This window comes from Aquimarina longa SW024, assembly GCF_001401755.1.
GTDB classification, from domain to species: domain Bacteria; phylum Bacteroidota; class Bacteroidia; order Flavobacteriales; family Flavobacteriaceae; genus Aquimarina; species Aquimarina longa.
Genome location: NZ_KQ474109.1, coordinates 15,941 through 40,635, shown reverse-complemented (window position 1 = coordinate 40,635; position 24,695 = coordinate 15,941). Strand labels below are relative to the sequence as shown.

Annotated in this window: 27 protein-coding genes; 21 read left to right on the top strand and 6 right to left on the bottom strand. The window is 33.1% G+C overall.

Annotated features, from left to right (window positions below):
- Nucleotides 1-349 precede the first annotated feature (349 nt).
- The 16 genes from N456_RS22985 to N456_RS22910 all read left to right on the top strand — a co-directional run bounded on the left by N456_RS22985 (nucleotide 350) and on the right by N456_RS22910 (nucleotide 18,724).
- Entirely contained in the window at nucleotides 350-5,608 is a 5,259-nt protein-coding gene (locus N456_RS22985) for an Eco57I restriction-modification methylase domain-containing protein (RefSeq protein WP_062062784.1), read from the top strand.
- Nucleotides 5,605-6,024 carry a hypothetical protein gene (locus N456_RS22980; protein ID WP_062062781.1) on the top strand — a complete coding sequence of 140 codons (420 nt, stop codon included), beginning with the start codon at nucleotides 5,605-5,607 and terminating at the stop codon, nucleotides 6,022-6,024. Before N456_RS22985 ends, N456_RS22980 begins: the two co-directional genes overlap by 4 nt.
- 93 nt (nucleotides 6,025-6,117) lie before the next feature.
- Nucleotides 6,118-10,398, top strand: a complete 4,281-nt coding sequence (locus N456_RS22975; protein ID WP_062062778.1) for a strawberry notch C-terminal domain-containing protein — start codon at nucleotides 6,118-6,120, stop codon at nucleotides 10,396-10,398.
- A 90-nt stretch (nucleotides 10,399-10,488) separates the two neighbouring features.
- A complete protein-coding gene (locus N456_RS22970; protein ID WP_240315584.1) occupies nucleotides 10,489-11,388 on the top strand; it encodes an AAA family ATPase in 900 nt (299 codons plus the stop codon).
- 11 nt (nucleotides 11,389-11,399) lie between these two features.
- Nucleotides 11,400-12,413, top strand: coding sequence for a DUF7192 family protein (locus tag N456_RS22965; RefSeq protein ID WP_240315583.1), 1,014 nt, complete (start codon nucleotides 11,400-11,402; stop codon nucleotides 12,411-12,413).
- The gene (locus N456_RS22960; RefSeq protein WP_062062772.1) at nucleotides 12,410-12,754 is read left to right on the top strand and encodes a hypothetical protein; all 345 of its coding nucleotides are present in this window, start codon (nucleotides 12,410-12,412) and stop codon (nucleotides 12,752-12,754) included. Before N456_RS22965 ends, N456_RS22960 begins: the two co-directional genes overlap by 4 nt.
- 3 nt (nucleotides 12,755-12,757) lie before the next feature.
- Nucleotides 12,758-13,117 carry a hypothetical protein gene (locus N456_RS22955; RefSeq protein ID WP_062062769.1) on the top strand — a complete coding sequence of 120 codons (360 nt, stop codon included), beginning with the start codon at nucleotides 12,758-12,760 and terminating at the stop codon, nucleotides 13,115-13,117.
- Nucleotides 13,118-13,135: 18 nt separating this feature from the next.
- Nucleotides 13,136-13,807, top strand: a complete 672-nt coding sequence (locus tag N456_RS22950; RefSeq protein WP_062062766.1) for a hypothetical protein — start codon at nucleotides 13,136-13,138, stop codon at nucleotides 13,805-13,807.
- 5 nt (nucleotides 13,808-13,812) lie between these two features.
- A complete protein-coding gene (locus tag N456_RS22945) occupies nucleotides 13,813-14,079 on the top strand; it encodes a hypothetical protein (protein WP_240315582.1) in 267 nt (88 codons plus the stop codon).
- Between the two features lie 19 nt (nucleotides 14,080-14,098).
- Nucleotides 14,099-14,557, top strand: a complete 459-nt coding sequence (locus N456_RS22940) for a hypothetical protein (RefSeq protein ID WP_062062789.1) — start codon at nucleotides 14,099-14,101, stop codon at nucleotides 14,555-14,557.
- Nucleotides 14,558-14,599: 42 nt separating this feature from the next.
- The gene (locus N456_RS22935) at nucleotides 14,600-15,061 is read left to right on the top strand and encodes a hypothetical protein (RefSeq protein ID WP_062062763.1); all 462 of its coding nucleotides are present in this window, start codon (nucleotides 14,600-14,602) and stop codon (nucleotides 15,059-15,061) included.
- An 81-nt stretch (nucleotides 15,062-15,142) separates the two neighbouring features.
- A complete protein-coding gene (locus tag N456_RS22930; RefSeq protein WP_148639427.1) occupies nucleotides 15,143-15,643 on the top strand; it encodes a hypothetical protein in 501 nt (166 codons plus the stop codon).
- 12 nt (nucleotides 15,644-15,655) lie between these two features.
- Nucleotides 15,656-16,075, top strand: a complete 420-nt coding sequence (locus tag N456_RS22925) for a hypothetical protein (RefSeq protein ID WP_062062759.1) — start codon at nucleotides 15,656-15,658, stop codon at nucleotides 16,073-16,075.
- Nucleotides 16,076-16,082: 7 nt separating this feature from the next.
- Nucleotides 16,083-16,934 carry a hypothetical protein gene (locus N456_RS22920; protein ID WP_062062757.1) on the top strand — a complete coding sequence of 284 codons (852 nt, stop codon included), beginning with the start codon at nucleotides 16,083-16,085 and terminating at the stop codon, nucleotides 16,932-16,934.
- A 47-nt stretch (nucleotides 16,935-16,981) separates the two neighbouring features.
- Nucleotides 16,982-17,893, top strand: a complete 912-nt coding sequence (locus N456_RS22915) for a hypothetical protein (RefSeq protein ID WP_062062754.1) — start codon at nucleotides 16,982-16,984, stop codon at nucleotides 17,891-17,893.
- Between the two features lie 12 nt (nucleotides 17,894-17,905).
- The gene (locus N456_RS22910) at nucleotides 17,906-18,724 is read left to right on the top strand and encodes a hypothetical protein (RefSeq protein WP_062062750.1); all 819 of its coding nucleotides are present in this window, start codon (nucleotides 17,906-17,908) and stop codon (nucleotides 18,722-18,724) included.
- A gap of 482 nt (nucleotides 18,725-19,206) precedes the next feature.
- Here N456_RS22910 and N456_RS22905 read toward each other — a convergent pair whose 3' ends face one another.
- Nucleotides 19,207-19,578, bottom strand: a complete 372-nt coding sequence (locus tag N456_RS22905) for a zinc ribbon domain-containing protein (protein WP_062062747.1) — start codon at nucleotides 19,576-19,578, stop codon at nucleotides 19,207-19,209.
- Nucleotides 19,579-19,674: 96 nt separating this feature from the next.
- Entirely contained in the window at nucleotides 19,675-19,959 is a 285-nt protein-coding gene (locus N456_RS22900; RefSeq protein ID WP_062062744.1) for a hypothetical protein, read from the bottom strand.
- 44 nt (nucleotides 19,960-20,003) lie between these two features.
- On the opposite strand from N456_RS22900, the gene N456_RS22895 reads away from it, so the two are divergent.
- Entirely contained in the window at nucleotides 20,004-20,267 is a 264-nt protein-coding gene (locus N456_RS22895; RefSeq protein ID WP_062062741.1) for a hypothetical protein, read from the top strand.
- A gap of 41 nt (nucleotides 20,268-20,308) precedes the next feature.
- Here the strand turns inward: N456_RS22895 and N456_RS22890 are convergent, their stop codons facing one another.
- Genes N456_RS22890 through N456_RS22880 form a run of 4 tightly spaced genes read right to left on the bottom strand, consistent with a single transcriptional unit; the run spans nucleotide 20,309 to nucleotide 21,679 of the window.
- Nucleotides 20,309-20,863, bottom strand: a complete 555-nt coding sequence (locus N456_RS22890) for a hypothetical protein (RefSeq protein ID WP_062062738.1) — start codon at nucleotides 20,861-20,863, stop codon at nucleotides 20,309-20,311.
- Nucleotides 20,864-20,896: 33 nt separating this feature from the next.
- Nucleotides 20,897-21,055 carry a hypothetical protein gene (locus tag N456_RS24695; protein ID WP_158447958.1) on the bottom strand — a complete coding sequence of 53 codons (159 nt, stop codon included), beginning with the start codon at nucleotides 21,053-21,055 and terminating at the stop codon, nucleotides 20,897-20,899.
- A 14-nt stretch (nucleotides 21,056-21,069) separates the two neighbouring features.
- Nucleotides 21,070-21,453, bottom strand: a complete 384-nt coding sequence (locus N456_RS22885) for a hypothetical protein (RefSeq protein WP_148639426.1) — start codon at nucleotides 21,451-21,453, stop codon at nucleotides 21,070-21,072.
- A 16-nt stretch (nucleotides 21,454-21,469) separates the two neighbouring features.
- A complete protein-coding gene (locus N456_RS22880) occupies nucleotides 21,470-21,679 on the bottom strand; it encodes a YqaE/Pmp3 family membrane protein (protein ID WP_062062732.1) in 210 nt (69 codons plus the stop codon).
- 445 nt (nucleotides 21,680-22,124) lie between these two features.
- Here N456_RS22880 and N456_RS24690 point away from each other — a divergent pair, with 445 nt between their 5' ends.
- From N456_RS24690 to N456_RS22865, 4 genes are all read left to right on the top strand, one after another.
- Nucleotides 22,125-22,289, top strand: coding sequence for a hypothetical protein (locus tag N456_RS24690; protein WP_158447957.1), 165 nt, complete (start codon nucleotides 22,125-22,127; stop codon nucleotides 22,287-22,289).
- Nucleotides 22,290-22,345: 56 nt separating this feature from the next.
- Complete coding sequence (locus N456_RS22875; protein WP_062062729.1) at nucleotides 22,346-23,167, top strand: hypothetical protein; 822 nt, start codon at nucleotides 22,346-22,348, stop codon at nucleotides 23,165-23,167.
- Nucleotides 23,168-23,231: 64 nt separating this feature from the next.
- Nucleotides 23,232-23,870: a hypothetical protein gene (locus N456_RS22870; RefSeq protein ID WP_062062725.1), complete on the top strand. Its 639-nt coding sequence runs from the start codon at nucleotides 23,232-23,234 to the stop codon at nucleotides 23,868-23,870.
- Nucleotides 23,871-23,876: 6 nt separating this feature from the next.
- On the top strand, nucleotides 23,877-24,689 hold the full coding sequence (locus N456_RS22865; protein WP_062062722.1) for a hypothetical protein: 813 nt from the start codon (nucleotides 23,877-23,879) through the stop codon (nucleotides 24,687-24,689).
- Nucleotides 24,690-24,695 lie beyond the last annotated feature (6 nt).

Here is a 24,695-nt window from a genome sequence, read left to right as displayed (position 1 = left end):
TTTTTACTATAGCAATGACTAAGTATTTCCTATAGGGATGATACATGGGTTTTTACTATAGCAATGACTAAGTATTTCCTATAGGGATGATACGTGAGTTTTTACTATAGCAATGACTAAGTATTTCCTATAGAGATGATACGTGAGTTTTTACTATAGCAATGACTAAGTATTTCCTATAGAGATGATACGTGAGTTTTTACTATAGCAATGACTAAGTATTTCCTACAGGGATGATACATGAGTTTTTACTATAGCAATGACTAAGTATTTCCTATAGGGATGATACGTGAGTTTTTAGTAAAGTACGAAGTTCAATAGTCTCATTTAATGAAAAGAAAAGAATTAAATGAGAATAACAAAATCATATAACGATACTCCTAAAGGAATTCAGCTTGAATTTGATCCTGAATTATCCAGTATCGACTTAAAGAAATATCTTATTTCAATTGGATTTAAAAATGCTAATCGAAATAAAAGTGTTTGGTATATACGTGGGGTTCGCCCTTCGTTTGATAGATATTCAAGTGCATTAGAAAATGCTAATAAAGAAGGTGGAGATCTTTTAGAGGTGAAAATTGAACCATCTTATAAGGCTATAAGAGATAATATTGATCACAAACTTTTTAGTTTGGTTACAGTTTCGATTGAATTTGAAGATCAGGAAATAAAGAATAAGCATTATGTTGTTTTTGAGGATTTTAGGGTTTCAGCCGAAGATATTGCAAACCGTTTTTTGACATCTCATTTAGGAGCTAAATTTAAAGGGCTTAAAGTAACAGCTAAGAATTTCAAAGAAAAAGCACGAAACGCATTTGATGAAGGACGAATTATTACAGTTGTTCCAGAAATCAAGAAAGTTGAGACTGAAAAAAAGAATACCTCAAAAGAAGATCCAAAATGGCTAATAACCAAAGAAGCTTATTTGTTGACATCTGGAGGGTCAGCAGAAGAACTCAAAGATAAAGAGTATGTCGATGCAGTAGCTCATGAACATGAACAATTACTATTAGAGGGATTACTAACAGGTCATACAATTCCTGATGGTATTTTGGAAGGATATCCGAAACTTAACAAATTAGATGATTTTGGGTATTCATATAGAGCATTACAATTTAAGTCAGAGGAAACCTTTCTTAAAATATTATTAGGAATAGGTAATAAAGGGGAGTATTATACAGCAAGATATATTAGGTATGATAAGTCAAAAGGAGTCCATGCTTATGTATGGATAGGAAATGATGTAAAAATAGTTACCGCTACAAATCCGCTTTTATATGGAGGATATGCATCGAGAACAGGAGTTGAAGGAAAACGAGATACTACAATTGAACTTATTAAAGCAATCAACCAAACACAAGATTTAGGTGGCGAGTTAGGATTAGACATCATTGGCTTTTCAAGTTTTATATTGTCTGAAATTTCATATTCCTATACCTCTTATACAGATGAAAATGGCATATATACAGAAGATCATGCAGGAGATCGTTACGAAACTATTGAAATTCCATTTTCGAAGAAGGCAAAATACAAAGCTACTATACGATTAGTAAAAGATGAACATGAAAAATTTCTTTTTGCGGTTGATTTTAGTAGAAACATTGGAACTCATTTTAGCTCTCAAGGCGGAGATATCTCGAAGCAACGACATGATCAATATAACTTTAAAAGTGAAGCGATAAGAGATGCCCTTAAAATCTTTATTGATAATATTCGAGAAGGGTTAGGCGAAAGTTATAAAAGTATTGAGGAGTTATACGATACTAGAAACGCATTAAAAATTGCGTTAATTGAAATAGGAGTTTTTGCTGAGAAACACGGTGTTTTTTCGATTTCTGAATTGACCAATAGTGCGGTTAAGAATTTAGATGAAGAAAATTTATTAATTGATTACCCAGAAATAAAGTCAAAAAAACTTGATAATAATACTTTAGAATCTATCGTAGAGCAATTGATAGAAGAACTTGCGTATTTAGAGGGTATTACAGAAAATAAGGATACAGAAGATCTAATAATCGGGACAAGGTTATATTTAGAAGAAACACTATCTCATAGTAATATAGAATCATTCGTTCGAGATTTAAAAGCGGTCATTAATAGACTTGTAACCTCTGAAGAACCTTTACCTCTTGAACTTTCAAATATTGTAGGTCAATACATAGAAAAAATCAACAAACTTGCCAAGCTATTACGAGTCAAAACTTTGGAGTTACCGTCTGTTATTCTAACTAATCAAGACGGAGTATATGCACAAGAAACGGGGGGAGATCGATTAGAAGTGTTGGAAGTTCCATTTCCTGAGTCTGCACATGTGAATGCATTGATCACTATAGTTCAGGGTGATAATAATCGTTATGGACATGGTTTGGAATATCATAATTGGGTTACAAGAAGTAGAATTCAATATCAAGCGAAGAAAAGAAGTGCTGTCTTTGATACTAGAAAACAAGCTGTCCAACATGCTTTATCATTTGTGATTGAGAGTCTTCATATAGATTTTAATGAAGCACTCTCTAAAAGGTCAGAAGATGATATTTATGCTATTCAAACTGCTTTAGTATCCCTAAATGATTTTGCTTCCCAACAGGGTATCGAATTACCACGAAAAGATATCAACTTAAACTATAAGAATTCCATAGAAATAGAAAAAGATGTCAGTGCGAAAAGAACAGATTCAAAACGCGCTATTGTTCAATCTATGATTGAAAAGCTAACAGCTTTAGAAATTGATACAGAAGGAGAAACCGAGACTATAATAGCAACTTTACGATTAGCATTAGAAGATGCATTACAGATTGAAAATGAGGTAACATTTATAGATAGTGTAATACAAGCTATAGAAGACCAAAAAGATTGGATTAATGATATAGAACCAGAAGCTGTTAGGAATACTTTCTTAAACTTGATCCTTTCAAATGCAGCAGCATTAGGATACACACCTTTCACAGTTCCCCACAGCTCTGGTTATATAGTAGAACAAGCTTGGACAAAACTGGATGATAAAACGGTAAAGAGTTTTGAGGAGTTTATCAATTCCAAACCTGATTTTATAACACATAAATATTATCCAGAGGAGTCAGAACCGTATGGACTTGTGATTACTTCTGATCGTGATCAAATTACGTTTCAAATTTTTAAGAATAATCGTATTGCTATAAGCAGTCATACTTCTATCAAAGAAGGTATGGTATATGGGGGCAGTACAATGTCAATGACTAAGCTAAAAAAAGCGATTCGATATATCTTATCAAATCCGAAAAAAGTAGTTGCACCTGAAGAAGATGTAAAGAAGGCAGAAGAAGAAAAGAAATATCCTGTAACAATGGATATTAATAGATATGGAAAAACAATTCGTAATGTTTTAATTCCATTTGGCGTAGCTCAGGTTTTTAATTCAGGAATGTATATTCAGGATGCGAAGAAAATTCAGGAAATAGCTCCTTATTTATTAGAAGCTTTGGATCACAATCTTTCAGAATTGACAGCAAAGGAGTTGTTTGAGTTAGTACAAATGGTGCATCCAAATGATTATGGGTTTGCTGTTACGAGATCTGCCATGTTACGAGAATGGGAAAAAAGGGGGCAGCAAATATTTGAGGAGTTAGGTTTCCCGACAGATGCCAAGTATCCATACGTAAATGTAAATACAGGGTACAGGAGTGTTTATCCATTACAGAATATCATAGGGAAATTTGGAAAAAATCAATCGTGGTGGTCTGCTGCTGAGAACTATAGACCTATTGGTGATTTAGAAAAAGCAATAGCAATTATTGAAGAAGAAAAAGTTGATTTCAAAAATCAACAATTAGCATATACAAATCCAAAAACGGGTAAGCCAAAATCTAATAAAAAAGACAAAGAATTATATCGGGAGATCCATTATAAAATTGAAGACCTTGAAAATTCCGCAGCGCTAATAAGATCTTTTTTAAAAACTCAAAAAAAGAAAATAGTTACTGAAAAATCGCAAGAAATTACAAAGACTAAAAAAGCATCTTTAGAAGAATTCTTTTTAATAGATATAAGTGAAGCAGAGCGTATTCGTAAAAAGTTTGTAAGGCAGGGTTTTACAGTTTATTTTACAGGTAAACAAGCCTTTGAGCGTAATCTAACAGTTACAGAATTAGGCTTACGATGGGGCTATAGTCAAGTAAAGCTAGATAAAAAAATAGAAAAGGAATTTACTAAATGGATTAAAATTCTTACTAAAAAAGTTGAGGAACTAGAAGGGAAAACAGATAAGAAAAGTAAACAAAGTAAGGCATTTAGATTAGATAGAATTTCGGCTTTAAAACGGGAATCTGAGGATTTGTCAGCATTAGTTGAAAATGAAGATAAGGTATTTCGGGATGAGTTGTTTGTTGTGATAGGTGATCGTGTGAAAGAATTAGGCTATGTCATAAATAGGGGTGACATAGCTAGCTTTCGTGACTATATGCTGAAAAACGTATTTGAGGATCGAATAGTTGAAAATTATCCTAATGAACCTATTCGGAAAATGGTAGATATCCTGATTGATGATTATTTCTCAGGGCATAAAGAAACTCCAAAAGAAGGTAGAGCCTTGGATTATTTGGATAAAGTGGTGGCAATTATGCACGATCACTATATCAAGGGAGAGCGGTTAAGTAAGAAAAAAATTGAAGCGGTTAAGGAAGAAGCAGGCGCACCTAATTTAGGTGTTTTATGGGAAGCCATTGAACTCAGTTGGCTTTTATGGTATAAACAGATATATAATCTTCCCATACCTTTTGAACAACGATTAGATCAAATGATCGTATTTTGGAATACGATACAACCGACCTATGCCTATTCAGATAGTAGCAAGGAACTGTTTAAGCAGTACTCTACGCCTTGCCCCATAGGAGCAATGGTAGCAGAATATACGCAAATGTCTGATGCGACACGCATTTTTGAACCTAGTGCTGGAAATGGATTGTTAGTACTAGGAGCAGATCCAGAAAAAACCCACGTAAATGAAATTGATAAGAGTAGGAGATATTCTCTGGAACTACAAGGATTTCAGGTTGTTACATATCTTAATGCTGCTGAACCTTTTCCAGAAGAATTTGCACATTCTTTTGATGTCATGGTAACTAATCCTCCATTTGCAAGTTGGGATGATTCAAAGTTTGATAAAGAACGTTGGACTCAAAAATACTTTAACAATCAGATTGATGTAGCAAAGCATATGCGCTTGGAGCATTTTATGGCAGGGCTTGCCTTGCACACCCTAAAAGACACTGGAAAGGCAGCTATCATAATTATGGGGCATGTGTATTTTGGTTCGGATGGATATATAGAAAAATACAAACCTTTTTTCAATTGGTTATACCGTCATTACAATGTGGATGATATTATCAATATGAACAGCTATAAACTGTATAACAAACAAGGAGCAGTTATCAAGACTATGTTGATTCTCATTAATGGAAGAAAAAAAACACCAAAAGGTGTTGCCCCAACAAGGAAGGAAAACCCTTTGATAGAACAAATGGTGAATAGTTTTCCTGAATTATGGGAACGTATCAATTCTCATATAGAACAACCTGAACAGTATGTACTAGATATGATTATCACTCAACTTAAAATAGAATTAGGACTATGATATTTTTTAATAATCAATTAATGACTTCAGATGGCAGTGCTACACTTTTTATGGTAAGCAATCCAATACCATTTGAAAATTTTGAAGATCATGAAGCAGGGGTTTTTATCCGATTACATAACTTAATAGCATGGTCAATGGCAGAGGGAGATGATCCTATTGCTCTTATTGAGGAATACCTAGAAACTGTCTATACGGATAGTAATACGGTTGATGAAATTGCAAATTTCCTAATGTACCATGATAAAATGCAAAGTGCCATGTGGACACTTAAAGAAAACTGGAGTACTCTGGACGATACCGTGCCAGATGATTCTCTAATGTATGGTGGGATGGAAAAGGAAGATGCAGTCCAAATATATGCAGATACTACTTTACGAAGGTATTTAGAAGTACTATCAAGTTTTGAAAGATAGGTAGCAAAACAGTAGATATACTACTTCTAGGCAAGCCTTGGAATATTAAACTTCACTTAGTGAGTAGAAGAAAGTCCTTTTAAAAAGAAAATTATGGAGAATATTGAATTACAAGTAGCGCAAGATGGATTCACTCAGGATGCAGCCCAAGTAGCGAAGTTGGCAGCCGATCAGACCTCCCTTGTTCCATATGTGCCAAAATCAAATGCAAGTTTTAAAATGAATACTCTTATTCCTAGAAATATGGCTTTTGAAGTTCAAAAGGCTTTAAACCATATTGTAAAGAAAAAAGGGAATATTGATAATTATGTCCGTAATGAATTAAAATATATATCCACAGCAACCTTATGGAATGCTTTTGCTGCGGAACAGATTGATGCAGTAGCATTATATCTCAAGCAGTTTGAACGTGAGCAAGGAATTATCATTGGAGATCAAACAGGAATTGGAAAAGGAAGACAAGCAGCAGCCGTTATTCGCCATGCAGTAATGCAAGGATATTTACCCATTTTCTTTACCAAAAGCTCTAGTTTGTTTACGGATATGTATCGGGATTTAAAGGCAATTGGTTTTGGAGATATCCAACCTTTTATAGTCAATTCTAATTCTGATTCTGGGGCAAAAATAAAAGATGCAGATGGGAATATCATTTTTACTCCATTATCGGGTAAAGCTCAGGAAGAATTATTGACAACCGTGAAGACTTTAGTTACTGAAAGTTCGGAATCTATAGAATGGCATAAAAAAACGGGTAGAAAATTACCTAATCCTGAAACTACACCAACGGTAACTATCTATGAAAATATAGATTATTTACCAAGTGGATATGATATGGTTTTTACCACCTATAGTCAGGTTCAATCTGCTAATTATTATAAACGTTCTTGGATAGAGAGTATATGTGAAAGTGGAATAGAAGGGAGTAAACGCTATAAAAAAGTGGTGTTTATTTTAGATGAATCGCATAGTGCAGGCGGATTTGATTCCATTATTGGGAATTGGATGCGTAGGGTACTGCCTAAAGTATATTCTTGTTGTTTTTTAAGTGCAACTTTTGCCAAATATCCAGAAGTAATGCCTTTCTATGGGAAGAAAACGGCAATTTCTGAAACAGGGTTAAAGGATGGAGCATTTGTAATGGCTATGCGTAGAGGAGGATTAGCACTTCAGGAAATCGTAGCATCTAACCTTGCAGAAAGTGGTCAGCTTATTAGGAGACAACGTTCTAATGAAGGTGTTAAAGTTGAGTATATCACATTAGACGAAGAACCAAGTCGAAGTAAGAATAGAGCAAGTGTAAATCGGATTATCAAATTGATGAATGAAGTCGTTCAATTCGAGGAAGAATACGTAGTACCAATATTGGCATTAGTTCACGCAGATGCAAAAGCTCAAGGAGAAAGAATGGAAAACAAACCTAGAGGTTTAGGGGTAAAACAAGCCCCTTATTTTTCTAGGGTATTCAATATTGTAGACCAAATGCTTTTTGCATTGAAAGTTGAAGAAGTAGCTAAAAAAACCGTGTCGCTTTTACGAGAAGACAAGAAGGTGGTCATCGCTTTCAAATCTACAATGGGTGCATTTTTAAAAGATCTGAACCTATCAAGTGGAGATGTTTTACCTAAAGAAGAATTAGATTTTGTACGAACGTTGATTAAGGGATTAGACAGTGTTTTTTTCTATAGTTACACAGATATTGATGGTAAAAAAAGTAGAGAGCGAATTGCGGTAACCGAATTGTCAAGAAAAGGGCAAGAGGAATATACTAGGATTAAAAAGGCAATGCTTTTAGAGCGTTCAGGACTTAGTATTTCCCCTATTGACCAGTTAGTGCAATTGATAGAAAATGAAAAAAAACCTTCTAATATAGGAGGGCATAATGATGAATATTTCAAGGTAACAGAAGTCACAGGAAGGAATCAAAAAATACGATACAGTGGTGAAGATGTAGTTGTCTCGTCTTTTAGAAGTGACACGGAGAAATCATTTCGATTATTTAACGGAGGGGATTACGATGTATTACTAATTAATCAAAGCGGTAGTACAGGTTCATCTGCACATGCGTCAAAAGATTTTGCAGATCAGAGACAGCGAGCTATGATCATTCACCAGTTTGAGTTGGATATCAACATCGAAGTACAAAAACGAGGACGCATTAACAGAACGGGACAGGTCAACTTACCTGAGTACTATTACATCACAAATGATATTCCAACAGAACGTAGACTAATGACAATGCTGAAGGCAAAACTAAAGTCATTGGATGCCAATACTACAGGATCTCAAAATACGAATGACGATACGCTTAAAAGTGCGGATTTTTTAAATAAATACGGAGATAAAGTGGCGTGGCAATGGATTAATGAAAATCCTGAAATGATGCAAAAATTAGGGCATCCCACGTATCATAAAGTAACCGATAGAAAAACAGGTGCAAAGTACTACGAGCGTAATGAGGGGAAAGAAGGTGCTATACGACAACTTACAGGACGTGCTGGACTACTTTTAGTAGAAGATCAGGACAATTTGTACACTATTTTACTGGAACGCTATGATCACCAGATCAAGCTGGAGAAACAACAAGGGACGTATAATTTAGAAACGGAGTTTCTACCCTTGGATGCCGAAATAAAAAAGAGATACTTATTCAAACAAGGGAATGGAGGAAATACACCCTTTGGAAAAGATACTGTTCGGGAAGTAAGCATTGTCAATAATTTAAAGCGTCCCTTAACCAAGCAAGATGTTGAAAATCGTATCACCAAAGCTTTGGACGGAAGAAAAACAGAAGTTGTAAAATCGGACTTAGTCCGCGATATCAATGAGAAGTTTCCATTACTTATTGAAGAACGTAGGGAAAAGCGTATGGTAGTAGTGAATAAGCTTCGAGAAGAATTAAAGGATTTACCTGATATAGGAAGTGGAAAAGATGATGATGAAAATGAAAAAATAGCGAATGACCGAGAAAATCTACAAGAATTGATCGAAGAAAAATTAAGTGCAGTCAATAAATATCTACAGGGATTAGAATATATCAAACAACAAATTGTAAAATATGTAGGGTATTTCGATATCGGACAAGTGCTGAAAATCCCATATCTGAATCCTACCAAAGAACCAGCTTGGGGTATCTTCTTAGGGGTTTCGTTGGGCACATCTGCTAAGAATCCATATACCTATGGTAATATACATTTACGATTTGCAGTAGCGGATTCTCGTAGACTTATTTCGTATTCATTACAGCCTGAAGAACATGTGTATCTCAGTTTGATTTATACGCAGAGTACCGATATTTCTGAAGAAGAACGTAAACAAATTCCAATTGAATGGAATGAACTTATAAAAAAGGCTTCTTCCAAACGAGAACGCAGGCATATTTTAACTGAAAATATTGTTGTAGCATCTGGAGCAATCGGAGGAGAAAACAAGCTAGTAAAATACAATACCAAAACAGGTGAGATTAAGAATGGCATTCTGATGGATAAAGAATTTGGTATAGATGGCATAAACAAAGCCCTCTTGCCAATGTCAGAAGCCCTCAATACTATCAAAGCCCTTTCTATTGATGAATTCTTTTCAGATCAAAAGGATCAGCTTCGCTTCAAACGTATTGGAGAGAATTATTTTCAAGTATATATTCATAAAGGAGAGCATTATAAAATGGCTATAGATCCTAAACTGCGTGAATTAATTAGAAGGGCAGAAGGTCAAACGGAAGATGAATTACCAGACTTCGTTCAAAATGGAGGAGAAATGACGGGAGTACTTCATCTGAAAAACTTAAGCGCTTTTCTAAAACAACTAGACACCTATGGTTTACAATTTTTGGGTAAAGTAAAGGAGCTAGAAGATTGGGAAATTGAAAATCAAAAAGATTGGGATCGAAATACTAAAGAATCTGAAGGAAATTATTCCTATGAATTGGGTAGACCCTATGGGCAGGGAAGTAATCCAATTACAGGATTTAAAGAGTACAAAGAACCAAAAAGCACTAAGTATCCTTTTGGTACTGTATCCTATACTCGACCTCTAAGTGATAAGGAGAAATTTAACTATTCCCTTATTCCTGTTTTTAAAAATGTAGTTGTTCCCTACAGAGCTTGGAAGCAAGCAATTAGTGGCACACCAGTAGAGAAAGAGTTTGAGGTTAAGGTTAAAGAAACTTCAAAACAATTCCTTTATGAAGCTAAAGATACATTAGGATTCTTCATCATTAATAACCCACATGAAGATGGAAACTCTGAGTTTGTTTTTGGAAGGTATACCGAGGAAGAATTAGGTCGGATAGCTTATGAGGATATGATTGGACTCATAGAGCCGATAGATATCGTACTAGATCAATTAAGACTATATCATAGTCTTCAAACCGCATAACGTACAGTGGCAAACAAGATATAATAGATTGATATGAAAAGAAGAATATACACCTTAGATATTCCAGAAATCAAGCAAATTCCAAACTTTATGAAAGTGCTTGATGATTTGAGTAGTGGAAACAATGTATTTCTGGTAGGAAGTGCTGGAACAGGTAAGACCACTTTAGGAGAGAAAGTAGCCTATGCGCTATTTGGTAGAACTGAAAATGACAAAAAAGCCTTGCCTTTTGTAGTAGTGAATTGTAATCAATGGACATCACCGATTGATATTAAGGGAGGACAGACAATTTCTGGATATAAGGAAGGTGCGCTTATAGAAGCTTGGAGAGATGGAAAAATACTCATCCTTGATGAGATGCCCAAATTAGATGCAAATACCGCAGGCTTATTAAATGATGCATTGGCAAAGAGTTCCAAATCTGATGCCATTATTTTTAATGGACTTAATGAACCTATTGTAAAACACGAAGACTTTGGCTGCATTGCAACGGGAAATGTTATAGGCAAAGGAGCAAGTGGGAATTATGTAGGAAATAATAAGCAGGATGCATCGCTTTTAGATCGCTTTAGTGGATGTATATATAGAATAGGGTTTAATGAAGTGTTGGAACGTCAATTAGTCTATCCTCCAGTAGCGGATATATGTATAAAAATACGTAAAGCCATTTTAGTATATGAAGGGAAAGAAATAGGTGATGATGATACAGAAGATATTATGACGCTCAGAACAATGCTTAATATGGAACGTGCTTATGAGTTAGAGATGAAAAGAGTTACTGGACTGAAAGATGAACAAGGAAAGCTCTATCGAAAAGTGCCAAACGGTAAAACTTTAAAAGATGCATTGGAAAGCTATTTTATGGTTATGAATGATGATAAAGCAAAGAAGATCAAAATCGAAGTGAATTTGGAGGGCTTTTTAAATTCATATAAAGGTGCTGTGATGATTAATGAGTTTAAGATGGAATATAAAAAGAGATTAGGATAATGAAAGCTCCAATGATACATAAAATTGCTGATAACAATGGTAGTATAGCTACTAGCTATGCTACTTTCGATAGTGTACAGGCATTTAATGATTTTGTAGATAGCCAAGCTGCTGTTTTGAATACTCATAATCGTGGCGTATTGAAACGAATGAATGAAAGAACAGCTTCAAGGATAAGAAAAAGTAGTACGTGGTATGGATCACCAAATCCAAAAGATGTAAGTGAATTGAATGACCATAAATACTTTTTAGGAATGGAACTATTGCGGACAATTCAACCTAAAATCAAAGATAAGTTAGCCGAGTACATAAAACTAATAAGTGATCAAATTCTTTCAAAACCAAAAGTCGCATATAATGATAGAGGTCTAGGAGTTTTTTCCTTTGATCGGGCAGCGATGGGATTATACCGATTGCAACCTACAAGGAAAAAGAAACCAATTGAAAATATCATTAGCCAGCTTCAAATAGAATTGGACACTTCAAATAAAACAACTGCGGTTAAAAGTGTATTTGCCTATTTCAAAGATAGAAAATCATCATATCCAGCATTGAGATTATATCTGATGTCGGGTGGTAATGCAAAAGTAGAAGGTGATGAACTCTTATATGTTGGTTTGGGGTGTGCTGAATTAGTAGAATTTATGGAGGTACGAGGTGTGGCAGTAGAGGTGAACACATTATTAGGAACTTCTTTTAATGACAATGTAGTGATGGGAGTCATTCGAATTAAACGATTTCAGGATCGATTGGATAAAAATCAACTGTTATTGATGACAAGTGATCCAAGATATTTTCGCTATAGAGGATTTAAGTCACTTATAGCATTAAGTGATCATTTTGGTCTAAACATTCCTGATGGGTTAGGATCATTAAAGGAAAATATGGGTAAAGACTTTGTAAAAGAAATAACTGAAAAACAAGATGGCTATGCTGTTTTTGAACAGAGTTATTCTATAAACGAAGCGGTACGTGAAGTCACACAGATTATAGAAAATTACACCCAACAAATAAGCAAGAAATGAAAAAGGAAATCAATAGAAAAACTCAAAATATTTCGGAGCATATCATCAAGGCTATAATGAATAGAGCTATAGAAATTAACAAAGAGTGCAAAGAGCATTGTAGAGATTTCAGAATTATGGAATCATCAATGCATAGAAAGACGAGAATTTTACGATGGACAACCATTGATATTAGCAATGTTGATCGTCCTGTACAATGCTATCGATACGAATGTTTTGATATGGAAGGCACTCCCCAAAACTGTTCTATTCATTATTCTGATCAGGAAGAAGCAAATGAATTCTTTCTGAGTTTGACAACACTATATAAACAAGAATTTTCAATCGATCACACCCTTTAAATTATGTACAAGACAAAAGATACCAAGGTAAAATACCTTAAATCAGTTGAGATCCAGCATCAGGAAGAAATTTTGGCTAGAACCAAAAGAAAACTTGATCCAGTTCAAGCCTTTGAAGTCATTAAAAATGAATCTAAAGGTTTCAGTAAAGCAGATGTAAAAGCGCAGGAAGCAGATGAGCTTTTATATCAGTTGTTGAATCGTGATGTTAAAGGTATTTCAAGAACCACTTCAAAGAAGAGGGGTACTATAAAAAAAGAACTATCTGTAGAGGAGATACAAATTCAAGCACGAGCACGAGCACGAACAATAGAATTATTGGAACTAGAGCTAGAGTTAGAATTGAATATAAAAAGTGCATAATCTTAAAAAACAAGAAAAATGGCAACAATACATGATTTATTAAAACTAGATCTTTCTAAAATACGACACGAAGCTGTACAGAAATCAGTAAAAGGGATTATTGATGATTATAATGAAATTGAATCTAAAGCTGTTTTTGAGAAAGAAGAAGAAACCAGTATCAATAAGATATACCAAATGATAACAAAAATATCTCCAAATGCTATTATAGATATAAATCCTTGTGCAGATCCAGAAGAAGAAAAAGTGAAAACTTCAAAACCAAAAAAAAAGAATTTATCGACAAAGGATAAGAACAAAGCTATACCTAAAAAAGAGCAAACTAGGAGAGTAAAAGATAAACCTGAGCAAACAGTTGGCAAAACAGAGATTGATGAGTTAGAGAAAGTGGTAAAGGAATGTCGGGTAAAAATGAAAATATACAGAGAAGAAAAACGGAAGTTAGAAGGAGCAAAACCTAAACCTACCCGATATGCTAAAATTAAAGGACATATGATCTCATTGGGTAATCTTATTCCAGACAGGTTAGAAAGTAATCTTGAAGTACAAAAAGAATCCAAGAAATTACTTAAAAGTACACATCGAAGCTTGTTAAAAATCTATAAGATGAATGCTATCCGAGGACAGAAAGATAATGAAGAACTGAAAGAGCGTTATGAGAAAATTGAAGATAAATTAGAAGAAAAATAAGGGTTATGGAAAAAGAAAAAACCAGGAAAATAGATAAGACTGTAATGATCGTAACAGGAGCAGGGGTAGCAATAGGATTAGGCGAAGCACTTTTGTATTACAATCTTGGAAAAAATGCAAATAGTAAGGCTTTTAAATTTGGAATACCAAAAGGTAAAGAATTACTACAAACTCTTACAGTAGTTGCAGTTACTTCAATACTTACAGGAATATTATCAAAACAAATTGAAAAGGCAGTACAACAAGAAAAGGTAAATATTTCGAAAGTGTAATATAATGAAATTAAAAAACATGGAATATAACGAAATTAAATTCAAGCAGTTTTTAAAAGAAAATAGTTTAATGGTTAAAAAATTACCACAGCCATTACAAGAAAAGATCAATATATTTTATCGTTTTCATGAGTTAATAGATACTATTCATGAGCCAGACCTTCAAGAATTATTAGAATTAATAGAGCAATTAGATATTGAAATCCTTGAAGATATTGAAGAAGAATATGAAGATCAGTTGACAAATAATGAGCCTTTAGTCGTACCACTAGCCCAAAAAAAAGGGAAATCTATAAAATCTGATACAATGATTTTAGAAGAATTAGTGAAAATGGGAAGAACCAAAGGGATTTCAAGATCAAAATTACAAGAAATGGGCGTAAAAAGTAAAATAGGCAGAAGTACTGTAATTGGAAAGTATGTGCTTAAAAAAACATCTCTTTTTTATTACCGATATGATATCATTCCATTACACTAAAAAATCAACAGCCATGGATTTACACATATTAAACATATAGAAATGGAGAAAATAACAAACAGAGAATTTCTTGATTTACAGCAAAATATAGATAAGTTGGTTTGTAAGTTTGGAATTTCTAAAGCAATAGACATTTTGGAGCAGTTATCTAAAGATCCAATAGTTGAAAAAGCAAAAAAACAATGGGATCAATTGTTCTTCACTTTTATACTATCTGAAGCTTCTTCCATCTTTGAAGGAGCTAATACTATAGAAGATGATGGGAGCTTTAAAAAGTACAGTAAAGAGGTACGAATGGCAAGCTATTATTTATTAAAGCAACATACATCTTTAAGTTATCATCAGATAGGACAACATTTTAATGATGCTAAGTCTGTAGTGCATTACCATACCAATAAGTGTAGGGAATATATAAGTATGCCACAGTTGAATAGACCTTTTGTTAAAAAGTATACTGTTTTAGAAAAAAGTATCCTTCAGTTTATCGCAAAAATAAGCTCATAATCCAATAATATGATAAAAGAGCTGATACAAAAGTCTCTTGATCCTTGTGTATTCCATCATCAATCAAAGAACAGTATTGTTATGAAACATAGAAAAATAAAATTTCAAGAATTTTTAATTGACAATGGAATTAGCAAATATCATTTGAAACAAGTGATTAAGAAAAAAATCATAGATTTTCATGAACGCTCTTTAGACCTTCAATCGATAGATTATAACCTTAAAGATGATCAACAAAAGAAGGTGTTTTTGGAAGTAATGGATATTGAACTTTTAACAGCCATTCGTAACAATCTGATACAAAAAATAAAACGCACTACAACAAGTGATGTTGAGATTTTAGAAGCTCTAAAAAGAATCAAATGGACTAAGCATATTTGGGAATCTGATTTAAAAAGCATGGGGCTTCAAGCTTCATTATCATGGAATACCACGATTCTAGGGACATTGAAATTGACACGTATTAGCACTCATATTCCATGCTATCAACTGATATCTATAGGTGAGAATTTTAAAAGCCAAGATAGAAAAAACAAAACCTCAAAAAAAAAGAACGCTAAAAAGCTGGCGGAAACCCTTTAATATACTTGAGATATGAATGATAAAAAAAAGAATGTTAATTATTCAGATTTACAAAAAGGTATTGATGAATTGATTTCCAAATTTGGAATCTCTAAAACCACGCAAATTATCGAGAAATTATCAGGAAAAGGAACTTTTAGAAATGAATCCCAAGATGTAAAAAAACTCATCAGTTTTATCATTTCTAAAAGTAAGCAATTGTATGAACATGAAACTAATTATTCTCGAATGGCTGCATACCATTTGATCAAGAAATATACCAATAGAAGCTATAAACAATTAGGAAAGGATTTTGAACAATCTAAAAGAGCTGCTATTTATCATCACAATAAATGTGAAGAACTATTATCAATCCCGAAGTTCCACAAAAACTTTACAGAAATATATAAAAATTTAGAAGACGCTATTATCCAATTTATTGCTAAAAATTAGATACGACATGAATGATATTGAAAAAGAAGTAGTAGATGTGCTTACAAAAGATCCAGATACGATTGATTTTGAAGAATTGCAATCGGAACACGATAGTCCTTTAAATCAAGCGGTCATAGAAAAAGATATTCACGAAAATAGTTCTAAAAACTGGAACGCTTGGAAACCTGAACAAAAAGAAGAATACCATCAAAACAGTAAAGAACCTGTAATAGATTCTACTCCTTTAGATGCTCCAGAACAAGATATAGGGAATGATACAGTTACGGATGATAAACAGCATTCGGAGTCAGAATTTGAATTGCCTACAGCTACAGCAAAACAAGCTGCCGATACCATATTGGGAATGACCAATAATGTATTGAGTGTTGGCGGTGGTTTTTTGATGAAAATTAAGAAGCATAAGGATTTTTATGATTTTGATGAAATCGTAGAGCTGATTGATCAGCAGAATGAAAAGAATCTACAGCGGATAATACTTGATAAGGATGATAAGGCAATGTTAAAACCTTTGATTGTAGCTATCCTAAAGAAGAAAGCAAAAAAGCTTACTCCAGAGCAGCAACTAACAGGAGCTATTTTATCCATTCTAATGAAAAAAGCACAAGTAGTTTTGGAAGTGCGTGGTGAAAATGAGATTTTATTTGATCGTATTTTAGATATCGTACAAAAAGAGAAAGACTATCCAGATCCAGATACCGATGTAGACCAAGAAAATATTGAAGATGATATATCAGATACTACTTATGAAGAAGTTCATGAGAATTCTGAGCCTGATCTCCAAAAGATAATAGAGTCTGAGGAGTCAGAAGCTGTCATTGAAACTGTATATGATGATGAAGAACCGAGTGTAAACTAAGGAATTCTTGAAAATAGTAGAAGATAGAAATACTAAAGAATAAATCTATGAAAGGTAGAAAACCGATACACTATAAAAAAGAGGATCTAGAACGACAAAACGTAATTGTGGTGGTATGTGGAGAGACGGGCGTTGGGAAAACTTACAGAAACAAACTGGAAATCAAAAAATACCTAAAAGATAATCCTTCTATTAGAAAGAAAGGTCGCAAGGTGTTAGCCTTTGATACAAACGATGACGATTATCCTGAGTTTAGAACATTAAACCCAAATTACATCAAAGCATTAACGGCAGTATCGTGTAGACGGATAAGACCATTTAACCCTGATGGTACACCAATGAATGATGATGATAAAAAGGAAATAGTTGATAAGATTCTAAAGCATTTTAAAAATGGAATGATTGTGCTAGATGATATCGATCACTATATGGCGGGAGCGAAAGGACAATCGATGATAGGTGCATTGTGTACCGTACGACATAAAGGAATTGATGTTTTGCTGACACATCAGTCCATCGCAAAAATTACCACTTCCGAGTGGCAAAATTGTACTTGGCTTCGTTTGCATCATCAAGTGGATGATGTCATACGATATAGAAATCGTATTCCCAAATATCAAATGGTGCGTATAGCACAGCTTATCGTTGATGAACAATATGATTTATGCTCACGTGCTTTTACTGAAGGTAAGATTACAGAAGAAGAGTACAAGGTAAAGAAGAGTTTTTTTGTGTATGTCAATATGCGACAACGTAAGATTATGGGGTGCAGTCGAGCTGCCTTTATAAGAGCATGCAAAAGATATATCGATCAGGAAGAAGGAAAAAAAGTACGTATGCTTTTAAATGAACGTGATTTTAAAGGAAGGTTGAAATATAAAGATCGTAATACTGCAATTATCAAGTTGATTTGTGATTTTACTAGATATCATGATTCTAGAACTACAGAAATACAATAAAGAATAAGTACTATGGAACATCATATTATTTCATTAGGAGCAGGAATACAATCAACAGATCTACTATTACGTGGTCTTGATGGAGCGTTTGATAAGATTCCTACACAGGCTATTTTCTCTGATACAGGGAATGAACCAAAAGGAGTATATCGTTACTTAGATTGGCTAATAAATTATGTGGATAAAGAGTATAATTTCACAATTGATGTGGTGTCTTCAGGAACTATTTATAAAGATGCTCTTTCATATATGAATGGAGAGAGAAAGCGATATGAAGGAGTACCTTATTATACTCGAAATCCAATAACAGGAAAAAAAGGAATTTTAAGACGCCAATGTACCGCAGATTATAAGATAAGACCTGTTCGTAAACGTATAAGAGAAGTTACTTCAAAAGGTGATAGTATTAGTCTATGGCTAGGGATCAGTTACGATGAAATGCAACGAATGAAAGCATCGAATGTCAGATACTTAACACATCGGTTTCCTTTGATAGAAAAAAGAATTAGACGTATCGATTGCATCAATAATTTTAAGGCTAAAAATATCCCTGTTCCGATACGTTCAAGTTGTATCATATGTCCTTATCATTCCGACAAGTATTGGATCTGGATTTATCAAAATGAACCTGATAATTTTGATGCTGCGGTTACCTTGGATGAGAAAATTAGAAACTACCCAAAGATTCAGGGTGAGTGTTATTTACATCGTTCTTGTAGACCTCTAAAAGAAGTGATTATTGACTTGATTAAGGGTAAAGAACTGGCTTCTAAACAACTTAATATATTTCCAGAATTAATCGAAGAATGTGATGGTCTTTGTGGAATTTAAATTCAAAAAACACACATATTAGTAGTTTTTTGCTAGATATTACAGGAAAAACATATCAGTTAATATATGTAGCTGTTAATTGTATTAATCAATCTGATCCTGAAAATTTAGTGATTAATGGAACAACTTATCAATTAATGCCATTCAATGTGTCTGATTCCTTTTTTTAATGGTATTGCTACATTAGAAGGGGTGATCAGTTTTTTGTAAATAAGACCAAGTATTTTTACAGAGTTTTCTTAAATATTATTTTCAGTGGCTTTCTGAAGGAAAACCAAGTTGGGAAAAGGAATTAGCAGAAGAACAAGGATTGGTTTTATAAAAATTATGCTGAAGGGCATCTGATATAGTGATCTATCAAATCCCCTTATTTTTTAATTGTTCTATATTTAAAAATAGCCTATAACCTAATATTCAAAAAACAAACTTACCTTTTGTCCTTCAATATAAGTGTCGCTATAGTCTTTCTAAACTTTTGGGGATTATTTCTCTTGGTTAATTTGAAATGTAGTTTTTTCCCAGTCGAATTTTTTTCTCCATCTCATTAAATTTGGAACTTTTTTTAATCTAGATTTAATTTCTGACTCCTTAAACCCTTTTAACAATAATTGCTCTTCAATTTTTTCTAAAAATTTAGATAATGAAATATCTTTATCAATAAACCCTTCAGTATTATAACAATTTGAGCAATAGTTACTTTCTTTATCAAATTTATCATCATCTATAAGATACATTCCACAACTTTGACATTTAGGATGTTTTACTTTTAGATTGATATATTCAGAATAAAGTATTTTGTCTTTAAATACTTGTTTTTTAATGAATTGAATGAGTCCGATTAATGAAAAAAACAAGCCAAAAATGATGACTGATAGGTAGATTAAATTTTCGTTTTTGTGAAATTTTGATTTGTAGTTTTTTTCAATATTTAAGATATCGTACTTTTTTTTTTAAATTTCATACTCAACTTCAATTTCAGTTTTTTTGTTTTGACTTTCTGTATTTAGTGTAATTTTTTCATGAATACTTTTCGATGCATCAGTTGATTCGTTAGTGAAAAATTTAAGCTTATTCCTGTTTTCCTCCAATTGATAACGTAGTATACCCGATTGAGTAGAATAGTCCTCTACAAGGCGTTTATATTCATACTGTTTTGAAATACCATAAAGTATTAATATTAATCCACTAATAAATAGGATACTCCAAAGATCGCGTGTTGTTGGTAGTGTGGTCATATTTTTTTTTAAGAATACATTATGAGATTTCGCATCCCATAATTATGGTTTATAAAATTGGTATTATTTTTGAAACTCGTAGTGTTATTGAAAAACAGCAAATGACAGAAATAGGAATTGAAGATACATTATTAGAATATCATAAAGTTACTGGCAAAGGTCAGAATTATACAATCAAGTTTGTAGATAAACTTCCAGAAGATGCCAATCAAATACAATCCGTGTGTATTAATAGTAAATATATTCAATTTTATGAAAGAGTTGATTTAGAAAAATTGAGTAATACTATATTTTGGGCTTTAGAATAATTTCATTTCCTTTTAATCTTTCAATAGATAAATATATGTTATTAGATTTTTAATTTATGTGAGTCGATCCATTTACTGACACGGTAAAATGTTGTTTTTGAAAACCCGAATTCATTACAAATTCCTGCTATATTTTTTAAAGTATGTTTTTCTAAATATTTTTTAACTTGAATTGTTTTTTCGATTGATTCATCCATTGGTCTTTTCTGTCTCCCTTTTGTTTTTACTTTTTTGCGATACTTTTCTTTTTGAAGATCTTTTAATTTGAAAACTATATCGTTCTGTGTTAACGTTTCCATACCAAATTTTGTTTTTAAAACTCTAAAAGGAATGGACATAACTTCATTTTGGTTATATTGTTGACTATAATTGTATAAGTAAATAGATACATCAAATTTTTTGTAATCTTGCACTATAACTGTATTGTCAATTAGTTCAATAATTCTTGTTCTATTCTCTTCTATACTAGAAAGACTTTTGCTTTTTAGTTTATTTTTCAAGTTTTGATTTGCTAAAAACTCTGCAAGATCTTCAATTTCTTTATATGTAGCTATTCGTGTTTCAAAACCATATTTTTCTTTTAAAGAATTTTTCATTTCATCGTTTATGTATTATACTTTTAGTTTGATCTATTCTGATTGATTTTTAACATCTTTGAAATTGGTTTTTGGAAATTCGAAATCTTCCATCTTTTGATTTGTGATTGAATATGAAATTTTATTTTTTTTACAAAAAGCAATTACTTTTTTTAATTCTTCATTGCTTCCAGATACTTGAATATTTCTCATCGTTTATTTGAACTTTAATATTTACAGTTACTCTCTCCTAAAATAATTCTATTAAAAACACCATTCTTTAGCTCTTTTTTAGGCTCATACTTTATTACTTTAATTTCAAGGTTTATAGGTTTGAAATCTAAAAGAACTTGACACAAGTAATCTGCATATCCATCTCTAGATGTTCCATCATCTAAAACTTCTACGTACAAAATACTATCATCGGAAATAAAAGCATTCTTAATTTTAGATTCTGTTTTGATTTCTTTTAATGCTCTTAAATTATTAGCATTTTCAGATGGTTTTTCTACTTTTTCAATTGCTTTTGTTACTTTAGGTTTTTCGGTATTTCCACAACTAAACAATGTGCATATTAAAATAATGACTAAACAACAGTTTACTTCTTTCATATTTCTCATCGATTATTTAGATTTTATGTTGAGAGTTAACGATTCTTTTTTCCATTTGATTTATTCTTTTTCTATTTTTTCCATCTAATCTGGATGCAACAGCCCAAATTGCTTCGGGAATCCATCCTATTAAGGTTAATTGTAAAACTAAACAGATAATTCCAGAAATTATTTTCCCTCTTAAAAAGAAAGATAACCAAGGGAGTAAAATAGCTATTAGTATCATAGGTTATTTAGTTTTTTAAAATATTCTTGCTACTGTTTTAGGATTACCTAATAATTTTTCTAAAAAGCTCTATTAATTTCTTTTTTAATAAAGGATCAGTTTGAGGCATATTCAAAATATACATCTATAATTCATAAAGATAAGCTTTAGAAATAAACAAATAAAGCAAACTCTTGGAGTAGCTAATAAATTTGGTACAATTTTCTTAGGCGACTTTTTTTAGTTTTTTACAAAAGGTTATTTATTTCATTAAACTCTATAATAGAAAACCGCTATAAAAATTTCGTACCGCTTGTACCTTGCTGTATCCCTTATAAATACTTACGTCATTTTTTTTCTACGTCACGAGGTACGAAAATGATACGCGGATTTTTGGTCTATGATGTTGATATTAGCAATCAACGGTTTAGAAACCAGCCAATTATTCACTTAAAAACAGCAAAAAATGGCACAATCAAAAGATTTCGATTATACAACCTTAACTGTTGGCGCAGTAGCGCTTTTAATTGGAGCAAGCATCGGTGTATTTATGATTGCTCCTTGGAAGGAGAAAGTAAAACAGAAACAATTAGGAACTAAAAAAACGGATACACAAAAACCAAAAGGATAACTCTTTAAAAAAGAGAGAAACACTAAAAAAAGTAACTAAACATAAAAAATAAAAATATGAATTATAATGACGAATTAATGCGTTATCAAGACGATGCAGAAGAGCGTTATGATAACTATAATAGCTTAGAAGATCATGATTATGAAGAAGATGATTTCGATAGTGGTATGGAAGGGTTAGATGAATATGATAATTATGATGATGATGAATTTGAAGAACACGACTATATGGAAGTATATGATGAACAAGATTATGACGATTACAGACGTTCCTCGATTGGCTCTATAGATGCCAATGATCGAACGCTAACGGTAACGGTAAAAAATACTACTGATGAGTCTAAAACGGCAGTTATTTTTGGAGGAAATCAAGAAGTACAGCAAGTTGATGGTGTAACGGTAGAGGTTGAAGAATCGAGCCACAAAGAAGTACGAGAAGAAAGTAAGTCGAACCCTTTTAAAATTGTTGGGTTAAAGTACTCTGTAAGTGATGCATTGCAATTTGATAATGTACTAAAAATTGTCAATAAAACAGCGTCAGGAACGATTACGACTCGAGTGTGGCAACCTCGTAATTCTAGTTCTCCACAAAACTTTGACAAGAATATGGTAGATTCGGGAGGATTTGCGATGAATGTGAGTGGGCAAAGCTCCATACAACTTACCATCAATGCACAAACCACCGCAGTATTTACGTTTACTATTAAGGTACGCGCTAATATGGGTAATTTGCTAAAAGGAAGAAATGTAGCGGAACTTTCCCGTACACCAAGAGCCACGGGCTTACCACAAATCGACATGTTACAACGAAGACGACGGAAACGACGTAGTCGTAAACCAAGAGTCATTAAGTCTACTTCTCGTTTAAAAAGAAGATAATTGATATTCCAATAGTAGTCCTATGTGTTGTATCTGCTATTGGAATTTTTAACCACAGATATTTATGAGAAGTTCAACAACAAAAACAGATTTTGCTCAAAATAGTATAGACTACATTGTGTATAACAATGTAGATGCTGTACGAAAATTGATCTATGATTGTGGTTTTGAAGCTTCAAAAAACCCACATCATCTGGTAGAAGCGACTAAAGAGTTAATTCGAAAAAAAGGAACCTCAGTTATTACCAAGTTATTAAAAATTCACCCTGATAAACACGCGATTCTCAATTTAGAAAAACCTACCAAAAAATCTAATAGTTGTAATTCGTGTAGTAATGATAATTATTACAATGAGGATAATTTTTGTGGAAATTGTGGACATTCGAACTACAATGGCTCAGGAGATGAAGATATGTTTTTAGATCAATTTACAGATACTAGTGATCGAGAATTGGAAAAATACTATAAACGTATTGTTAAAAAATCAAATATTAACCCTACAGATCAAAAGCTTGCAAGTGAGGTGCAAATGGTATGGAATGAATTACGACAACGACGACTGTTACCTCAAAGCAGCGCAAATGAGGTTGATGACACTCCTAAAGAAAAAGAAGTTTCTACTACGATCAAACGAGATGAAATTATGATGATAGGACTATCGTTTTTAAGCGGTGTAGTCCTCTGTTCTGTATTTAAAAAATAACTAGCAATGAAACAGCAACAATATAACCAAACGATCAATTTGATTAGCCATTTGATCTTGACCAAGCCTGAAAGTGTTATTTCTTTATTGAGTGACTATGGGCTTGGTTTTAAAAGTCCGCCAAATCGAAAAGATTTGATAGAATCTGTCATTACCATGATGCCTGATGATGCTTTTGTAGATGATTTAGGAGATCTAGTAACTATTCATGTTCAAAAGAATGGAAAGGAATTACTACGATCTGAATATAGTTCTTATCTGAATCAAGACGATGAGGAAGATGAGTTTTTTGGATCGATTTTGAAAGGTGGACTTAAATTAGTAGGAGGATTACTTAAAGGGCGATCTCGAGGTGGTTCTCGAGGTGGTGGCAATGGAAATGCTGCTGCTTTAGCAGCATCCAGAGCAGCAGCCAGACGTGCAGCCGATCAAGCAGAACGTTCCAGAAGAGATATGGAGCGACGGGTTCGAGAAATGAGAAGACAACAACAACGAAGAGAAGAACAACAACGAAGAGAAGAACAACAACGAAGAGAAGAACAACGACGAAGAGAAGAACAGCAGCGTAGAGATGAGCAACGTAGACGAGAAGAACAACGACGTGCTGAAAGAAGAAGGCAAGAAGAACGGGAGCGACAACAACGAGAGGAAGCTAAGGAAAAGGAAGAAAAAGGAGGTAAAGGCATGTCAAAAAATACAATGCTAATGGCTGGAGGAGTTGGTGTTTTCGTACTTCTGATTACAGGTGTATTGGTTTTTACTAAAAAATCCGCTACACCAGTACCTAATTATACTGCTTCGCTACCTATATCAAAATAGTAGCTA